Origin of the sequence: Paeniglutamicibacter psychrophenolicus, assembly GCF_017876575.1 — a bacterium.
GTDB classification, from domain to species: Bacteria; Actinomycetota; Actinomycetes; order Actinomycetales; family Micrococcaceae; genus Paeniglutamicibacter; species Paeniglutamicibacter psychrophenolicus.
In genome coordinates, this window is the sequence record NZ_JAGIOE010000001.1 from 2,881,907 (window position 1) to 2,897,496 (window position 15,590).

The 15,590-nt window shown below is 67.1% G+C and carries 14 protein-coding genes and 1 tRNA gene; 6 read left to right on the forward strand and 9 right to left on the reverse strand.

What is annotated here, in order from left to right:
* Positions 1–76 precede the first annotated feature (76 nt).
* From JOF46_RS13045 to JOF46_RS13060, 4 genes are all read right to left on the reverse strand, one after another.
* On the reverse strand, positions 77–331 hold the full coding sequence (locus JOF46_RS13045; RefSeq protein ID WP_281070170.1) for a putative sulfate exporter family transporter: 255 nt from the start codon (positions 329–331) through the stop codon (positions 77–79).
* Between the two features lie 142 nt (positions 332–473).
* Positions 474–1,988 (reverse strand): SDR family NAD(P)-dependent oxidoreductase, encoded by a 1,515-nt coding sequence (locus tag JOF46_RS13050; RefSeq protein WP_209907743.1) that lies wholly within the window; start codon positions 1,986–1,988, stop codon positions 474–476.
* Between the two features lie 175 nt (positions 1,989–2,163).
* Complete coding sequence (locus tag JOF46_RS13055) at positions 2,164–2,496, reverse strand: helix-turn-helix domain-containing protein (RefSeq protein ID WP_209907745.1); 333 nt, start codon at positions 2,494–2,496, stop codon at positions 2,164–2,166.
* Positions 2,497–2,546: 50 nt separating this feature from the next.
* Complete coding sequence (locus JOF46_RS13060) at positions 2,547–2,864, reverse strand: type II toxin-antitoxin system RelE/ParE family toxin (protein WP_209907747.1); 318 nt, start codon at positions 2,862–2,864, stop codon at positions 2,547–2,549.
* 321 nt (positions 2,865–3,185) lie between these two features.
* On the opposite strand from JOF46_RS13060, the gene trpS reads away from it, so the two are divergent.
* Complete coding sequence (trpS, locus tag JOF46_RS13065) at positions 3,186–4,298, forward strand: tryptophan--tRNA ligase (protein ID WP_209907749.1); 1,113 nt, start codon at positions 3,186–3,188, stop codon at positions 4,296–4,298.
* An 84-nt stretch (positions 4,299–4,382) separates the two neighbouring features.
* On the opposite strand, the gene JOF46_RS13070 is transcribed toward trpS, so the two are convergent.
* Both JOF46_RS13070 and JOF46_RS13075 read right to left on the reverse strand, forming a co-directional pair.
* Complete coding sequence (locus tag JOF46_RS13070) at positions 4,383–5,210, reverse strand: hypothetical protein (protein WP_209907751.1); 828 nt, start codon at positions 5,208–5,210, stop codon at positions 4,383–4,385.
* A 221-nt stretch (positions 5,211–5,431) separates the two neighbouring features.
* Entirely contained in the window at positions 5,432–6,244 is an 813-nt protein-coding gene (locus JOF46_RS13075; protein WP_209907753.1) for a PspA/IM30 family protein, read from the reverse strand.
* A gap of 199 nt (positions 6,245–6,443) precedes the next feature.
* Between JOF46_RS13075 and JOF46_RS13080 the strand changes: the two genes are divergently transcribed.
* Positions 6,444–7,088 (forward strand): maleylpyruvate isomerase family mycothiol-dependent enzyme, encoded by a 645-nt coding sequence (locus tag JOF46_RS13080; RefSeq protein WP_209907755.1) that lies wholly within the window; start codon positions 6,444–6,446, stop codon positions 7,086–7,088.
* Positions 7,089–7,253: 165 nt separating this feature from the next.
* Here JOF46_RS13080 and JOF46_RS13085 read toward each other — a convergent pair whose 3' ends face one another.
* Positions 7,254–9,335, reverse strand: coding sequence for an acyl-CoA dehydrogenase family protein (locus JOF46_RS13085; protein WP_209907757.1), 2,082 nt, complete (start codon positions 9,333–9,335; stop codon positions 7,254–7,256).
* A gap of 108 nt (positions 9,336–9,443) precedes the next feature.
* Positions 9,444–10,157 carry a TetR family transcriptional regulator gene (locus JOF46_RS13090; RefSeq protein WP_209907759.1) on the reverse strand — a complete coding sequence of 238 codons (714 nt, stop codon included), beginning with the start codon at positions 10,155–10,157 and terminating at the stop codon, positions 9,444–9,446.
* A 71-nt stretch (positions 10,158–10,228) separates the two neighbouring features.
* On the opposite strand from JOF46_RS13090, the gene JOF46_RS13095 reads away from it, so the two are divergent.
* From JOF46_RS13095 to JOF46_RS13105, 3 genes are read left to right on the forward strand one after another with little or no spacing between them, the layout of a single operon-like run.
* The gene (locus tag JOF46_RS13095; RefSeq protein ID WP_209907761.1) at positions 10,229–11,527 is read left to right on the forward strand and encodes an acetyl-CoA C-acetyltransferase; all 1,299 of its coding nucleotides are present in this window, start codon (positions 10,229–10,231) and stop codon (positions 11,525–11,527) included.
* Positions 11,528–11,529: 2 nt separating this feature from the next.
* Positions 11,530–12,867 carry a 3-oxoacyl-ACP reductase gene (locus JOF46_RS13100; RefSeq protein WP_209907763.1) on the forward strand — a complete coding sequence of 446 codons (1,338 nt, stop codon included), beginning with the start codon at positions 11,530–11,532 and terminating at the stop codon, positions 12,865–12,867.
* Positions 12,864–13,772, forward strand: a complete 909-nt coding sequence (locus JOF46_RS13105; RefSeq protein ID WP_209907765.1) for a MaoC family dehydratase — start codon at positions 12,864–12,866, stop codon at positions 13,770–13,772. The genes JOF46_RS13100 and JOF46_RS13105 overlap by 4 nt, the downstream gene beginning before the upstream one ends.
* A gap of 120 nt (positions 13,773–13,892) precedes the next feature.
* Here JOF46_RS13105 and JOF46_RS13110 read toward each other — a convergent pair whose 3' ends face one another.
* On the reverse strand, positions 13,893–15,131 hold the full coding sequence (locus JOF46_RS13110) for a glycosyltransferase (protein ID WP_209907767.1): 1,239 nt from the start codon (positions 15,129–15,131) through the stop codon (positions 13,893–13,895).
* A gap of 361 nt (positions 15,132–15,492) precedes the next feature.
* Here JOF46_RS13110 and JOF46_RS13115 point away from each other — a divergent pair.
* Positions 15,493–15,575 (forward strand) — tRNA-Leu (locus tag JOF46_RS13115).
* Positions 15,576–15,590 lie beyond the last annotated feature (15 nt).

Genomic DNA, 15,590 nt, shown 5'->3' on the forward strand with positions numbered 1-15,590 from the left:
AATTTGGAGTCGGTAAGCAACAGCGACAATTCGATGCCGCGCACAAGTGTTTCTCGAATGGACGTCACGTGGGCAGCTAACAACGCATGAGGACGCGGGAAACCCGCACCCGGACGAACAGGTAGCCGCCGCCGAAGGAACCGGCAATGACCGGTGCCATCGCCCCGACGCACTTCGGGCCCATTTCCAGCACATCGGCAACGGACAGCTGGAAGCCAAGCAGCACGATGCCGGCCCGCATCAGCTGCTTGGCACCCAAGTCCATGCCATGTTCCAAGCCGAGCCGGGCCGAGGGCCGCAAAGTGGTGCCGGCGATCGCACCGAGTACCAGTCACAGCGGGGGCATCGGGCCCACCGGCAACAGCAGGTGCCGGGCGAAGGCCAAGGCCGGCAGTGCCGCCGAAACCACCAGACCCGGTGCCGCCCGCCGGCTCAGGCCGGGGAGCACCGCATCCGGCAGGGGCCACGGGTTTTTACCAGGGGGAGGGTTCGTAATCCTTCAGGAAGCAACCGTAGAGGTCAATGCCGCGTTCCCCGTCGACGATCGGCTGGTAGACGCGTGCCGCGCCGTCGATCAAGTCAAGCGGGGCGTGCCAGCCCTCGGCGACCATGCGGACCTTGGAATCGTGCGGACGCTCGTCGGTGATCCACCCGGTGTCCACCGCCGACATGAGGATCCGGTCGGTCTTGAGCATTTCCTCGGCGCTGGTGCGCGTGAGCATGTTCAGCGAGGCCTTGGCCATGTTGGTGTGCGGGTGCCCTGCACCCTTGTAGCGGCGGGAGAATTGCCCCTCCATGGCCGAGACGTTCACGATGTACTTGCGGTGCGCGTCGGAGGCGGCCAGCGCCGGGCGCAGGCGCGAGGCCAGAAGGAACGGCGCGGTGACGTTGCACAGCTGCACCTCGAGCATTTCCAGCGCGTCCACGTCGCCCAGGATCTGCGTCCAGGAGTTCTCGGTGACGACGTCCGGGACCATTCCGCCGGCGTCGATCGCCGTGCCCGCCGCAATGCGCTCCAGGGTCGCCGAGCCCGCGGTCATGGCCAGGTCGGCAACGGCCTGGGCGTCGTAGTTGGTCGGGGTCGCCGGGACCAGCAGCGCCGAGTCCTCCAGGCGGAAGGCGCTGGCCAGGGCGCGCGGGTGCTCGGCCGGGGGATTGGCCTCGCCCCAGACCTCCGGGCCGCCAGCTCCGAACTCGAGTGCGGCCGGCAGCGGCTGGTTCTCGGATTCGATCAGGTGCAGGTAGGAGTTCGAGGTGCGGCGCACGGTTTGCGCCGCGTTGTTGATCAGGATGTCCAGCGGGCCCTCGGCGGCGACGCGGTCGGCCAGCGAGATCACCTGGGAGGGATCGCGCAGGTCGATGCCGACGATGCGCAGGCGGTGGATCCAGTCCGCGGAGTCCTCCAGCGCGGCAAAGCGGCGTGCGGCATCGCGCGGGAATCGCGTGGTGATGGTGGTGTGGGCGCCGTCGCGCAGCAGACGCAGGGCGATGTGCATGCCGATCTTGGCGCGCCCGCCGGTGAGCAGGGCACGCTTGCCGGTCAAATCCGCCCGCGCGTCGCGGCGTTCGCGGCCAGCAGCGGCGCACTCCGGGCACAGGTAGTGGTGGAATGCGTCCACGGTGGTGTAACGCTGCTTGCAGATGTAGCACCCGCGCGGCTTGATGTATTCGCCGGCGGTGTGCTCGTCGGTCGGGGTACTCAAATCCAGGCCGAGGGTCTCGTCGTCCAGGCGCTGCGGGGAACCGGTGGCGGTCCGCTCGACCACGGCGCGGTCGGCGGCGTTGATCGCCGAGCGCTTCTCGTTCTTGCGGTGCCGCTTGGCGGACTTGAACATCTTGCCGGTGGCCCGGCGCACGGCGACGTGTCGCTCGTCCTCGGCGTCCAACCGGTGCACCTGGCCCAGCACCTTCAGTGCCGTCTCAAGTTCCTCTGCGGTGAAAAGTTCGTCATTGCCGGCCGCATCGGCCGCAGGATAATTCTCAGTCATGTCGACATCAAGTCTACCGGCAGTGGCCCCGGGCGGATTTTCCGCTTTTGGGCGAGAACTGATTGGCCACGCAAACGGTTTGGCCCCGGAGCCTTTCACCCGCATAGTGATCTGTCCGTCGCGGTTCTGGCTGAACCCCTGTCGTGGCAGCCTGGATTTTAGCGCACGGTGGTCATCAGGCGGGTTTTGTGCTGCTCCCTCGCAAGATCAAAAGATCATCTCCGAAAACGGCAGCAATCTGCACGTGTCCGCCCAACGCATCGATGTACCGCGAGACAACATCGACAGTGGATACGTCACCTCGCTCAATCTGCGATACTCGGCTCTTGGTCACCCCCATTCGCTTGGCGACATCTGCCTGTGTAATGCCTAACGACAACCGTCTCGCAGCCAGCCGATGCGCATCGATGCTTGCTTGGTTGAGGCGTCGGGCTTCGGCAACTGCCAGTTCACCGCCGAGTTCTTCGACAACCTCGGGCCGAATATCGGCCCACTTCTGGCTGGTCACGTTTCTTTCCCTTCTTCGCTTGACCGTTCGACTAGATAGATTTCATGGAGTCATTCGGCTTCCGGCACCGCTTCCTGATACCAACGGCTCCATCGCCCTGATTTGTCCCCGCCGACCAAAAGGACAGCTGATCGCATTGGATCGAAAACGAACAAGATTCTGATCTCGCTCCGACCAATCGACGCGGGTCGGAGCTCCTTCAAGTTATGCACGGTGGAACCCTTGATTCGAACGACGAGCGGTCTACCCAAGGATGGACCAGCATCGGCCAGTCGATCGACCGCATCCGTGATCAAGGCCTGGGACGTGCGATCAACCGAACGAAACCACTGCAACCATTCAGTGGTTACACGTACGTCCCATTCCATGCCTTAAGTGTAGGAAATCCTATACACGTTGCCGAGAGTTCGGGAGCAGCCCGACACCGGAAGGCCGTCCCCTTTCCAAATCCTGGGTATCGGCGCGCCCAAGCGATGCCGGTGCGCCAGGTGTGACGCTGAAGACACGCAGATGCGGTAGCGTGTTCCCATGAATCATTCACAGCTGGCTTGGTGGCGTTCCGACTAGGAACAGCCCTGCCTCGTGAAAGACCACGGCCGTTCGCACTGGACGGCCATTTTTGTGCCCTGCAACAAGGGGCGGGATATCGGCCGTCCCGGCGGCAACCTTCCCCCAACAAGGAGCACAACATGCAAGAGCACCCGGAAACCACTCCATCCGAGAAACCCGAAGCACCCCAACACGTGTCCGGTCGGATCGGCACCGATGCCGTCGACCGGAATGACTCCCTCGAACAACGAATCCTCACCGATCCGGGACGGTTCCGGGTCATGACGGGCGACCGGCCAACGGGGCGGCTGCATCTGGGCCACTATTTCGGCACGCTGCAGAACCGGGTCCGGTTGCAGGACCTCGGCGTCGAGTCGTTCGTTCTGGTTGCCGACTACCAGGTGCTGACCGACCGGGACGTGGCCGAGAACCTGGCCGATTCCGTCGAGGGTCTGGTGCTGGACTACCTGGCCGTTGGCATCGACCCGGCCCGCACCACGATCTACACCCATAGTGCCGTCGCCGCGCTGAACCAGCTGCTTCTGCCGTTTCTGTCGCTGGTGTCGGTGGCGGAGCTGGGACGGAATCCCACGGTCAAGGACGAGATCGCTCATTCGAGGCAGGCGGCGGTCAGCGGGCTGATGTTCACCTACCCGGTTCACCAGGCGGCCGACATCTTGTTTTGCAAGGCCAACCTGGTGCCCGTCGGCCAGGACCAGCTTCCCCACCTTGAGCTGACCCGCACCATTGCGCGGCGATTCAATGCCCGATACGCGCCCGAGACCGGTATCTTTCCGGAGCCCGAGGCTTTGCTCTCGGCAGCCCCGCTGCTGTTGGGCACCGACGGCGGCAAGATGAGCAAGAGCCGAGGCAACGCCGTGGCCCTGGCGGACGATGCCGACGACACCGCGCGATTGATCCGCGGCGCAAAGACCGACTCCATCAGGCACATCACCTACGAGCCGGCCACCCGCCCCGAGGTTTCCAGCCTTGTCCTGCTTGCCGCGCTGTGCACGGATCGCGATCCCCGCGAGGTTGCCGATGGGATTGGCACAGGGGGTGCCGGCATGTTGAAACGGACGGTGACCGAGGCCGTCAATGAGTATCTGGCGCCGATCCGTGCACGGCGCACGTCCTACGCGCAGGAGCGCGGCTTCGTGCGCAACATCCTCAAGGAAGGCAACGAACGCGCCGGCGCCGTCGCCGATGAAACCTTGGACGAGGTCAGGCGGGCCATGAAGACTTCCTACTGAAGAGGCCGACGGGGTGCCGGGCCCCGAGGTATTGGTGCCCGGCACCCCGGTCCGTCCGGAGTTTGTCGAAGCCTTCGGTGCCGTTCAGCTTTCCAGCGGTTCGGGCCGCTCCAACCCGATGAAGGGAGCAAGTGCTTCCTTGTAGATGTCCCTGTTTGCCGCGGGAAGCAAGCCGTTGGCGCCGTAGCTGAGGAACAGTGCACTTTGCGCTCCGCCGCCGGCGTCATCGGAGACTTCCTTGGCGGACCTTCCGGTGGGCTTCTTGGAATAATCCGCAAAGGCAAACGACAGCCACTGGCCTTTCGGCCCCTGAACCATCCCTCCCACCATCACCCAGTCGCCGGGATCCAGGCTTCCCCGTTCGGCAACCAGATCGGCCTCGGACCAGCTGTCCGTATCCAGTATCGGACTCTGGTAACCGTATTTGCCCGAGATTTCGCCGATGACGGCCATGGCCTTTTGCTTGCCTGCCCAGGCTTCCGGCACCGAGGTGCTTTGATGCTCCGGAGCGTTTACCGTGGTCAAGAGGGACTGCCCGCCATAGTTGTTGCTTGCTCCAGGAAAAAAGACGTCGGCATCGAGCGCTTCAGCCGCGGCATTCCACTCCAATGCCAGTTCGCTTGAGAGTGCGGATTTGATCTCCGCTATCATTGCCTGGCCGTCGGCATATCCCTGCTCCGGCGTCGGGCCGTCGAGAATTTCCTGTGGATCAAGCTCGGAGGTGGCAGGGTAGTCGCCCCAGTAGATGGTCTGCCTCGAGCCGTCGGTGTGTTCGATGACGGTGGTGCTGCCGATCGTGGTCTTGATGATGTGGCCGGCGATGACCACCGCGGGGACCAGGATGATGGCACCGGCCAGAAGCAGCGATCCGGTGATTGCCCACCAACGCAGCCCACGTTTTTTCGAGCGCACCGCACTGCCCTCCTGGGTTCACTGCCGAAGATAGCAACACTACCGGCTTGAGGGCCGGGGGCTCCCTCGACGACACAACAATGCCCATGCCCTTCGGGCCGACGACATGCGGATGCCGGGAAACGGCGTCCGCGGGGCAAAGCAAAAGTGGCGGATGCGAGTCGTTCGCATCCGCCACCTGTGGTTCCCTGTCCGGGGCCGCGGCCCTCCCGGGTCGGGTGTTACTGGTTCTTGGCCTTCAGCTCCGCCAGGCGGGCTTCGATTTCGGACACCGCCGGGGCATCGTCGATCTGGGCGGCGGCAGGACCCTGTTCCAGGATGTTGTTCTCGGCCTTCATAGCCGCCAGGCGTGCCTCGACCTCGGTGGACTCGCCCAGATCCTCAAGGGAGGCAAACTGCGCATCCAGGGAGGACGAAGCAAGTTCTGCCGCACCGCGCACGCGTGCCTCGTCGGAGCGGATCTTGGCTTCGAAGCGGCCGATCTCGGAGGTCGGGTCGCTCATGTCCAGGGCCTTGACCGCGTCCATCATCTGGCCCTGGGTCTTGGCGTTGCGGGCGCGGGCCACCAGCTCGTCGCGCTTGGCCACCAATTCCTGGCGTTTGGTGGACATGGTGTTCAGGCCGGTCTTGAGCTGCTCGACCACCTGGCGCTGCGAGGCGATGTTCGGCTCGGCGTTCGATGCCTGCTTCTCGCTGGCCATCTGGCGCTGGATGGCCACGGTGGCCAGCTTGTTGAACTTCTCGGCGTTGGCGCTGTCGCCGGCGGCCGAGTATTCCTCGGCCTTGTTCGAGGCGGCCAGGGCCTTTGCGCCCCACTCCCGGGCGTCGTTAACCGCGGTCTTGTAGTCGTCCTCGAGCATGCGCAGGTTGCCGATGGTCTGGGCCACCGCGGTTTCGGCCTTGGCGATGTTGTCGGAGTAGTCGCGCACGTTCTGGTCCAGCATCTTCTGCGGATCTTCGAGTGCGTCCAATGCCGCGTTGGCGTTGGACTTTCCGATGCGGAACAGTCGTGCAAAAATCGAATTCTTCTTCATGGGGGGAGCGTTGCCCTTTCATAAGCCGCGTTGGAATAACTCTATGCGACACGCGGCCCCGACTAAACCCGGGACCATGGATTCCCTGGAGGCGAGGGGCATCCGCGGCGAGCCGGGATGGACGAAGTGGCCGACATCCGGTGGATCGGGCGTCCGGGGGATTGTTGCCTTGGGGCGTCGCAACTGCTTGGGTGGAGCCATGACCCCTCGACCGAGCTCCGTGATCTGGCCCGTCGTTCACCGGGAGCGGCTTGCCTTGGCCAACGACCTGGAAATGCTGGCGCCCGGGCACTGGGAGACGCCGTCGCTGTGCCCCGGCTGGTCCGTGCACGACGTGCTGGCCCACCTCGTCGACACCGCCAAGACCACCCGGCTGGGATTCGTCCGCCGCATGTTCGCTGCGGGCTTCGACTTCGACAGGGACAACGCCGTGGGTCTCGCCGGGGAACGCTGCGCGGACCCGGCACTGACGCTGGCCGCGTTCCGCGGGGTGCTCACGCGTACCAGCACCCCGCCGGCGGCCTTGCCCACGCGCCTGGTGGAGGCATTCGTGCACGGGGAAGACATTCGCCGTCCGTTGGGAATCCGGAGCGACTACCCGGCCACGCACGTGGCCACGGCGTTGGAATACCAGGTGCGGACCAGCACCAAGATGGGTGGCGGCAAGGAACTCGCCGCAGGGTTCAGGCTGGCGGCCTCGGACACACTGTTCGAGCACGGTTCCGGGGACACGGTCCGCGGCCCGACGCTCTCCTTGCTGCTGGCGGTTTCCGGCCGGCCCTTGGGTGTTGGTGAACTCTCCGGGCCGGGCGCGGGGGCCTTCGCGAAGCACACCGGATCCTGAGGCGGGTTAGGGGGTCCTGGAGCACGGGGCTTCACCGCGGGGCACGATTGATGCGGGCCCCCGGAAAGTGCAGGGAAAGCCGAACGGGGAGCGCGGTGCGGACCGAAAGGCAGTTTCCTGCCGGTAGGTCCGCGCCGCACTCCCCATCGGGGGTGTGTGTCGGGGCTACTTCTTGGCCGACGCGTGGTGCGCGGCCTTCTTGGCGGCCTTGTCGCGGGCGATCAGCACCTTCTCGTCAACCGGGGCATCGGCGCTGGCGCGCAGCTTGCGGTAGTACTGGGCGGCCTCGTCCTGGCGTTCGGCTTCCCCGCCGTCGGCGATCTTCGCGCGCAGGTGCTCCGGACCGTAGCCGAAGGCATCGACCAGGTCCTGGGCATGCGGGCGCAGGCGGGCGAGCAGGATGTTGACGTAGCCGGTGAGCGTGCGGGCCCGCTGCATCGACAGGCGCCCGTTCATCAGGTACCAGCCGAGGTTTTCCTCGATCAGGGTCAGCACATACACATCGCGCAGCCAGGTCAGCACCGTGCGGGTCCCGGCGTCGGAGGTGTTGCCCAGGGCGGTGGTGAACGCCTCCCAGCGCAGCAGTTCGCCGTGCGCGCGGGCCGCGGCGATCAGCGCGTCTTGCTTCTCGTTGAAGGCGGCGGCGGAGGCCGCGCGGTCCTTGGTGTTGACCCCGCGCAGCGCGTCGGCGATCTCGGCGACCATGGTGTTGATCCGGTCGGTGAGCAGGGCGCGCTGGTTGGATTCGTCCTTGAAGAAGTTCGCGCTCTTGCGTTCGTCCCCGGTGTCGGCGACGGCCTGGGCGACCGAGCGCAGCCCGGTGCGGTGCAGCGCGACGTTTTCGGCCTGCTTGACCACGTAGCGGGCCAGCACCCCGGCGTCGAGCTTCCGGAATTCCTGGCCGTAGTCGGTCAGCAGCCGCTTGCCCACCAGCTGCAGCAGCACGTTGTTGTCGCCCTCGAAGGTGACATAGATGTCCAGGTCTGCGCGCAGCGCGGTGAAGCGGTTCTCGGCGATGAATCCGGCGCCGCCGCAGGCCTCGCGGGCCTCCTGCAGGGTGTCCAGTGCGTCCCAGGTGCTCAGCGGCTTGAGGGCCGCGGCGAGGGTCTCAAGGTCCTGGCGGTCCGCATCGGTGTCGGTGGCCCCGGAGAAGACGCCGTCGAACTTCTCCAGCAGTTCCTCGTGGGCGAATGACGCGGCGTAGGTGCGGGCCAGGCGGGGGATGAGCCGGCGCTGGTGGCGCTGGTAGTCCATGATGTTTTCCTCCTGCGTGTCGGAGGAGGCGTTGAACTGGCGGCGCTGGTTGGCGTAGGTCACCGCGATCTGCAGGGCGATCTTCGATGCGGCGGTGGCCGCACCGTCGAGCGAGACCCGGCCCTGGACCAGGGTGCCGAGCATGGTGAAGAAGCGGCGTCCGGGGGAGTGGATGGGCGAGGAGTAGGTGCCGTCCTCGGTGACGTTGCCGTAGCGGTTGAGCAGGTTGGTGCGCGGGATGCGGACGTTGGTGAAATGCAGGCGGCCGTTGTCGATGCCGTTGAGTCCGCCCTTGAGTCCGTCGTCCTGCCCGCCGATGCCCGGCAGGAAGCCGTTCTCGTCTCGGATGTCGACGTAGAAGGCGTGCACGCCGTGGTTCACGCCACCGGTGACCAACTGGGCGAAGACCACCGCGGCCTTGCCGTGGACCCCTGCATTGCCCAGGAATTCCTTCCAGGCGGCCTTGAACGGGGTGTTGATGACGAATTCCTGCGCCTGGGCATCATACGTGGCGGTGGTGCCGATGGAGGCGACGTCCGAGCCGTGCCCGATCTCCGTCATCGCGAAGGCCCCGGGGATTTCCAGGTTCATGATGCCCGGCAGCCACTTGTCGTGGTGCTCGGCGGTGCCCAGGTGCAGCACCGCGCAGCCGAACAGGCCCCACTGGACCCCGGCCTTGATCTGCAGGGACGGGTCGGCGGTGACCAGTTCCTCGAAGCTGGCGATGGAGCCGCCGTGGTTGTCTTCGCCGCCGAGGCGCTTGGGGAAGGCCCGGTGCACGGCCTTGGCGTTGACCAGTTCGTGCAACTGGGTGAAGACGCGTTCGCGGTGCTCGTCCATGGACAGCCCCGGGGTGCCGCGCACGGCCTCGGTGCCGGCCAATGCGCGGGCTTCCTTGCGGATCTCCGCCCAGCGGCCCAGCAGCTGTTCGCCGAGGGAGGCCACGTCGATGGTGACGTCGGCGGTGTCGATGGTGATTTGTTCCTGGGTCACTGGCGTTTCTGCCTTTCGGTTGTGCTGCCCTCGCGGTGCGGGGGAACTGACGCTGGATTTCTTGGATTCTTGAAGGTGGTCATCTTGCCGTGCGGCAAGGGGATGGGGCTATGGACGTTCGAGCGTGGCCTGGGAGGCCACGCCGTGGGTGAGCCACAGGGTCAGGCTCCGTGCGAGCTCCTCGATGCCGGGGCGCCCGGGGCCCTCGGGTGCGCGCAACCACAGTTCGCCGGCGGCCCGGACCATGCCGATCGATGCGCGGGGCCAGAGCTCGAGGGCGGGGCTGGCCTGTTCTCCGGGCCCGACGCCCATGTAGGCGTGCATGCGTTCGCGCATCATCGTTGCCAGGTCCTCGAAGAAGTCGTTCAGTGCGCCGTCGCGGACCTGCCCTCCGGCGCCGGCCGGGTCGGTCAGCACATCCGTAGCGGGGCTGGCGGTGACGAAGAAGTAGATGTTCGGGGAAGTTGCGGCCATCTGCAGGTAGGCCAGCACCATGGCGTGCAACGCGTCGCCCTCGCCGCTGGACTTGAGGGCCGCGGAGATCACCTCGGTGCGGAAGTTGGTGATGACGTACTGGCCCAGCGCCTGGCGCAGCCCCTCCTTGTCGCCGAAGTAGCGGTAGAAGACGGACTTGGAGGTGTTCGCCTGCGCGGCGATCTCCTCCATGGAGGCTCCGGGGCCCAGCCGGTGGATGGTGTGCCGGGCGAGCTTGATCAGTTCCAGGCGCCGCGCGGCCCGGTGGGCATCCCAGCGCGCCGAACGGCCATCGCCTGCTGCTTGCGTGGTGGTGCCCGCGGTGTCGGGGGCTTGTGGGTTGTTCACGATACCCAGCGTATCAGGTACGCTGGGTATCAGTAACTCACCTCACATCTGCCCCCAGGAGCGACATCAGCATGTCCGACCAGAACCAAGCCATTCGCCCGGCCGTCATCATCGGCGGAAACCGCATCCCCTTCGCCCGTTCCAACGGTGCGTACTCCAAGGCCAGCAACCAGGACATGCTCACCGCCGCACTCGACGGGCTCATCGCCCGCTTCGGCCTGCAGGGCCAGCGCCTCGGCGCCGTCTCCGCCGGCGCGGTGCTCAAGCACTCCAAGGACTTCAACCTGGTGCGCGAATGCGTGCTCGGCACCTCGCTCTCGGCCCAGACCCCGGCCTACGACGTCCAGATGGCCTGCGCCACCGGCATGGAAGCCATCGGCTCGCTGGCCAACAAGATCAAGCTGGGCCAGATCGACTCGGGGATCGGCGGCGGCGTGGACACCACCTCGGACGCCCCGATCGCGGTCTCCGAGGGCCTGCGCGCGGTGCTGATGGACCTTTCCCGCGCCCGCACCACCGGCGCGAAGCTCAAGGCGGTCTCCAGGTTCCGCCCGCGCGACCTGGCACCGAACGCGCCGGGCACCGGCGAACCACGCACCGGCTTGTCGATGGGCGACCACCAGGCGATCACCACCAAGGCCTGGAACGTGACCCGCGCGGCCCAGGACGAGCTCGCCCTGGCCAGCCACAAGAACCTTGCCGCAGCGTACGAGAGGAACTTCTTCGACGACCTCATGACCCCGTTCGCCGGGGTCTCGAAGGACACCAACATGCGCGCCGACTCGACCCTGGAAAAGCTTGCCACGCTCAAGCCGGCCTTCGGCAAGAACCTGGGTGCCGAGGCCACGATGACCGCCGGCAACTCCACCCCGCTGACCGACGGGGCCTCGGCCGTGCTGCTGGGCTCGGAGGATTACGCCCGCGAGCACGACCTGCCGATGCTGGCGAACTTCGTGGACTTCGAGGCCGCCGCGGTGGATTTCGTGCACGGGGCCGACGGCCTGCTCATGGCACCGACCTACGCCGTGGCGCGCATCCTGAAGCGCAACAACCTCTCCCTGCAGGACTTCGACTTCTACGAGATCCACGAGGCCTTCGCAGGAACCGTGCTGGCCACGCTGGCCGCCTGGGAAGACGCCGAATTCTGCAAGAACAAGCTGGGCCTTGACGCACCGCTGGGCGCCATCGACCGCTCCAAGCTCAACGTCAACGGCTCCTCGCTGGCCGCCGGGCACCCGTTCGCCGCCACCGGCGGCCGCATCGTGGCCTCGCTGGCGAAGATGCTGCACGAAAAGGGATCGGGCCGCGGCCTGATCTCCGTGTGCGCCGCTGGCGGACAGGGCGTCGTGGCGATCCTGGAGGCACGCTGACCATGGCCGACAAGTACCTGGAACTCGTGAACTCCGGCTTCACCAAGAAGCTCGCCAAGTCGCTGGGCGCCCCGCGCCCGGCGATCCTGCGCCGCTACGCACCCGGGGCACCGCTGGTGCCCGGCCCGCTGCTGCTGCTCGGAAACTCCTCCGCCGCACAGGAACTGGCCGACACGCTGCTGGGCTGGGGCCTGGATGTGCGAAGGCACGCCTCCGGCGAGACCACGCTCGGCGGGATCATCCTGCTGCTCGACGAGCTGGCGGCCCCCGCCGAGCTCTCCGAACCCATGCTCGCCGCCGGCGCGGCGCTGCGCCGGCTGGCCCCCGGCGGACGCGTTCTCTCCTTCAGCCGACCCGCACTGGCCACCGACGCACCGGCCGTGGCCGCGGTGCGCCAGGGCATCGACGGAACCGTGCGGTCCATCGGCCGGGAAATGCGCGGCGGGGCGACCGCCAACGGCATCGTGCTCGCCGAGGGCGTCTCGGTCACGGCACCCTCCGCACTGGCGGCCCTGCGCTTCCTGCTCTCCGGGCGCAGCGCCTACGTCGACGGCCAGTTCATCACCGTTGACTCGGCCGACGGGACACTGCCGGAGGACTTCGACAAGCCCCTGGCCGGGAAGGTCGCCGTGGTCACCGGCGCGGCGCGCGGCATCGGGGCGGCCATCGCCGAGACGCTGCACCGCGACGGAGCCACCGTGGTCGTGGTCGATGTCCCGGCCGCCGGGGACGCGCTGGCAAAGGTCGCCAACCGGGTTTCCGGCACCGCCCTGCAGCTGGATGTGACCCGGTCCGACGCCGGGGAAAAGATCATCGAGCACGCGCGCTCCCGCCACGGGGCACTGGACATCGTGATCCACAATGCCGGGATCACCCGCGACAAGCTGCTGGCCAACATGGACGCGGCCCGCTGGGACTCGGTCATCGCGGTGAACATCACCTCGCAGCTGGCCATGAACGAGGCCTTCCTGGCAGCCAAGCTGCCGGGGCTGCGCATCGTATCGCTGGCCTCGACCTCCGGCATCGCCGGGAACCGCGGGCAGACCAACTACGCGGCCTCCAAGGGCGGGGTCATCGGCATGGTGGCCGCCTCCGCGCACGCATTCGCCGCAAACGGCGGGGGCATCAACGCGGTGGCACCCGGTTTCATCGAGACCGACATGACCGCGAAGATCCCGTTGGCCACCCGCGCCGTGGCCCGCATGCTGATGCCCTCGCTGATGCAGGGCGGGCTGCCGCTGGATGTGGCCGAGGCCATCGGATTCCTGGCCTCGGATGCGGCCGCCGGCATCAACGGGCGCACCCTGCGGGTGTGCGGGCAGTCGCTGGTGGGGGCATGAGCACCCGCGAACGGGTGGTCCTGGATGCCGCTCCCTCGCTGGGCGCGCTCTACGCCAAGGCCGCCGGAAGCCGGCTGCGCGCCCTGCTGCCCGGCGGCAAGGCCGAAGGCGGAACGCTGCCGGAAGCCGAGCACCACCTCGAGTCCCTGGCTGCCGATCCAGCACGGCTGGTGGCCTACCAGCGCCTGGTGGGCGACACGGTGCGCGACACCCTGCCCAGCGTCTTCGTGCACGGCATGGTGTTCCCCGTTGCGATGTCGGTGATGGTGCGCGAGGACTTCCCGCTGCCGTTGCTGGGCATGGTGCACCTGTCCAACCAGGTCAACCACCTGCGGCCGATCTCCTCCGCGGCGACGCTCTCGGCCACCGCCTGGGCGGCGGACCTGCGCGAGCACCGCGCCGGCACCCAGCTCGATGTGGTAGTCGAGGTCGCCGAAGGCGGCGAACCGGTGTGGCGCGGGGTCTCGACCTACCTGGCCCGCGGGATCTGGCCCGGCAGCCGGCCCGGTGCCCCCGCCGAGGCCCGGGCGCCCTTCACCATCCCGGGACGCACCGCGTCGTGGAGGCTGGGCGCTGACACCGGGCGCGCCTACGCGGCGGTGCTGGGGGACTACAACCCCATCCACCTCTCGGCGGCCTCGGCCAAGGCGCTGGGCATGAAGCACGCCATTGCCCACGGGATGTACCTGGCCGGGCGGGCGCTGGCCGGCAGCACACCCCACGACACGGGCTACAACTGGGGCATCGAGTTCGCCACCCCGGTGTTCCTGCCATCCACCGTGGATGTCGCCTTCACGGACCGCGGTGACCAAACGGTCTTCAGCGGGTGGGGCGCACGCAGCGGAAAGCCGCATTTCTCCGGATCGATCACCACCACGGCGCAAGCGCCGGGCAGCGGCCGGTAGTCCCGACGGCCATGAACCGCCAGGCCCAAGGGTGCCCCGTGAACCAGGCGCTGGTTTGCGGGGCACCGTAGCTTTTAGCCCGAAGCAACTTCCCCGCGGCGGTCGGTGCCGCCGGGCGCGCTACTCTGCCGGTGAGGTGTGCGGGATGCCAACCGGGCCGCGGGCCATTGCCAGGCGATACGAACCAAGGGCGGCAGCGGCGGTCTTGTCCCAGCCGTGCCCGGCGGCGAATTCGGCGGCCTGGGCGCCCAGCCGACGGCGCAGCGGCACGTCGGCGGCAAGCTTCGCCAGTGCCATCGCCCAGGCTGATGGTTCGGCGCCATCGACCAGGATTCCAGTGTGACCGTCCCGCACCGCATGGGGCAGCCCCCCGACGCGGCGGGCCAGCACCGGGGTGCCGCAGGCCTGGGCCTCCAGCGCCACCAGCCCGAAGGACTCGCTGTAGGAGGGAACCGCTACGACGTCGGCGCCGCGGAACGCCTTGGCCAGGTGCTCCGCGGGCATCGGCAGCGAGAACCGCACCAGGTGCTCCACCTGTTGTGCCTCGACCAGTTTCTGCAGGTCCAGTTCCTTGGCCCCGGAGCGCGCCCCGATCACCGAGAGCTTCACATCGAGGTCCGGGCGGTCGCGGGCGAGGATCCCCAGCGCCCGAACCAGGATCTGCGGGCCCTTCAGCTTCTGGATGCGCCCGGCAAAGACCACGCGCAGGGAATCCGGTGCGCTCTCGCGCTGCTCGCACACCCCGGGATGGAAGGTCGACAAATCCACGCCCGGCTCCACGACGTCAAGTGCCGCGGGCTCCGCGCCGTAGAGGTGGATGAGCTCCTCGACCTCTACGGGGGTGTTGGCGGTGAGCCGGTCGGCCTGCAGGCACAGCAGCATCTCCCCGCGGATGCGGACGGCGGACTCCTCGGTGTGCGCCGAGAGCTTCTTGACCTTGCCCATGGTGTGCATGGTGTGCACCAGCGGCACGCCCCACGCATCCCTCAGCTGCAGCCCGACGATCCCGGAAAGCCAGTAGTGGGAATGGATCGCGTCGTAGGGTCCAAGGCCCGAGGCATAGCCCTGGATCGCCGATGCGGCTTCCGGCAGGTGCCCGGCCAGCTCCTCCTTGGTCAGCTTTCCGGGCGGGCCGGCCTGCACCTCATGGCACACCACGCCCGGCGCCATCTCGGTGGCCCTGGTCTCGGAGCCGCGGACAAAGACATCTACCTGCACCCCGAGATCGGCCAGGGCGAACGCCAGGTTCCTGATGTACACGTTCATTCCGCCGGCGTCCCCGGACCCGGGCTGTTCCAGCGGGGAGGTGTGCAGCGAAATCATCGCGATGCGCTTGGGGGTGTTCGTGGGTTCGGACATCGGTGCTCTGCCGCCTGTAAACGAGAAATGTGCCATCAATCTGCCCGCCCCTTTTCCCCGAGGTGCTCGGGAGGTGAGCGGCAAACACCTTCATCCTACGCAACAAGGCCCACCCCGGATCATGCTCGGCCGGGGCCGAAATCCCCGATTTCCACCTCCGAAATATGACCCTGCTCACAAATACCGGCCCCGACCGGGCATTTTGCCTCCGAGGCGCGCAAATAGCCTTGTAAACACGGGGTTTTTGGGGTGGGGACCCGTCGAATTGAAGTGCGCCCCAAACCCGTGCTAGAGTCTTATCTCGCCGCGGACAACGGAAACAAAGTTCTTCACGAACTTCTTCCGGATGCAGCGGCCACCAGCGAGGGTGGCGGAATGGTAGACGCGCTAGCTTGAGGTGCTAGTCCACGTAAGTGGGTGGGGGTTCAAGTCCCCTCCTTCGCACAGACAGACCCCCGA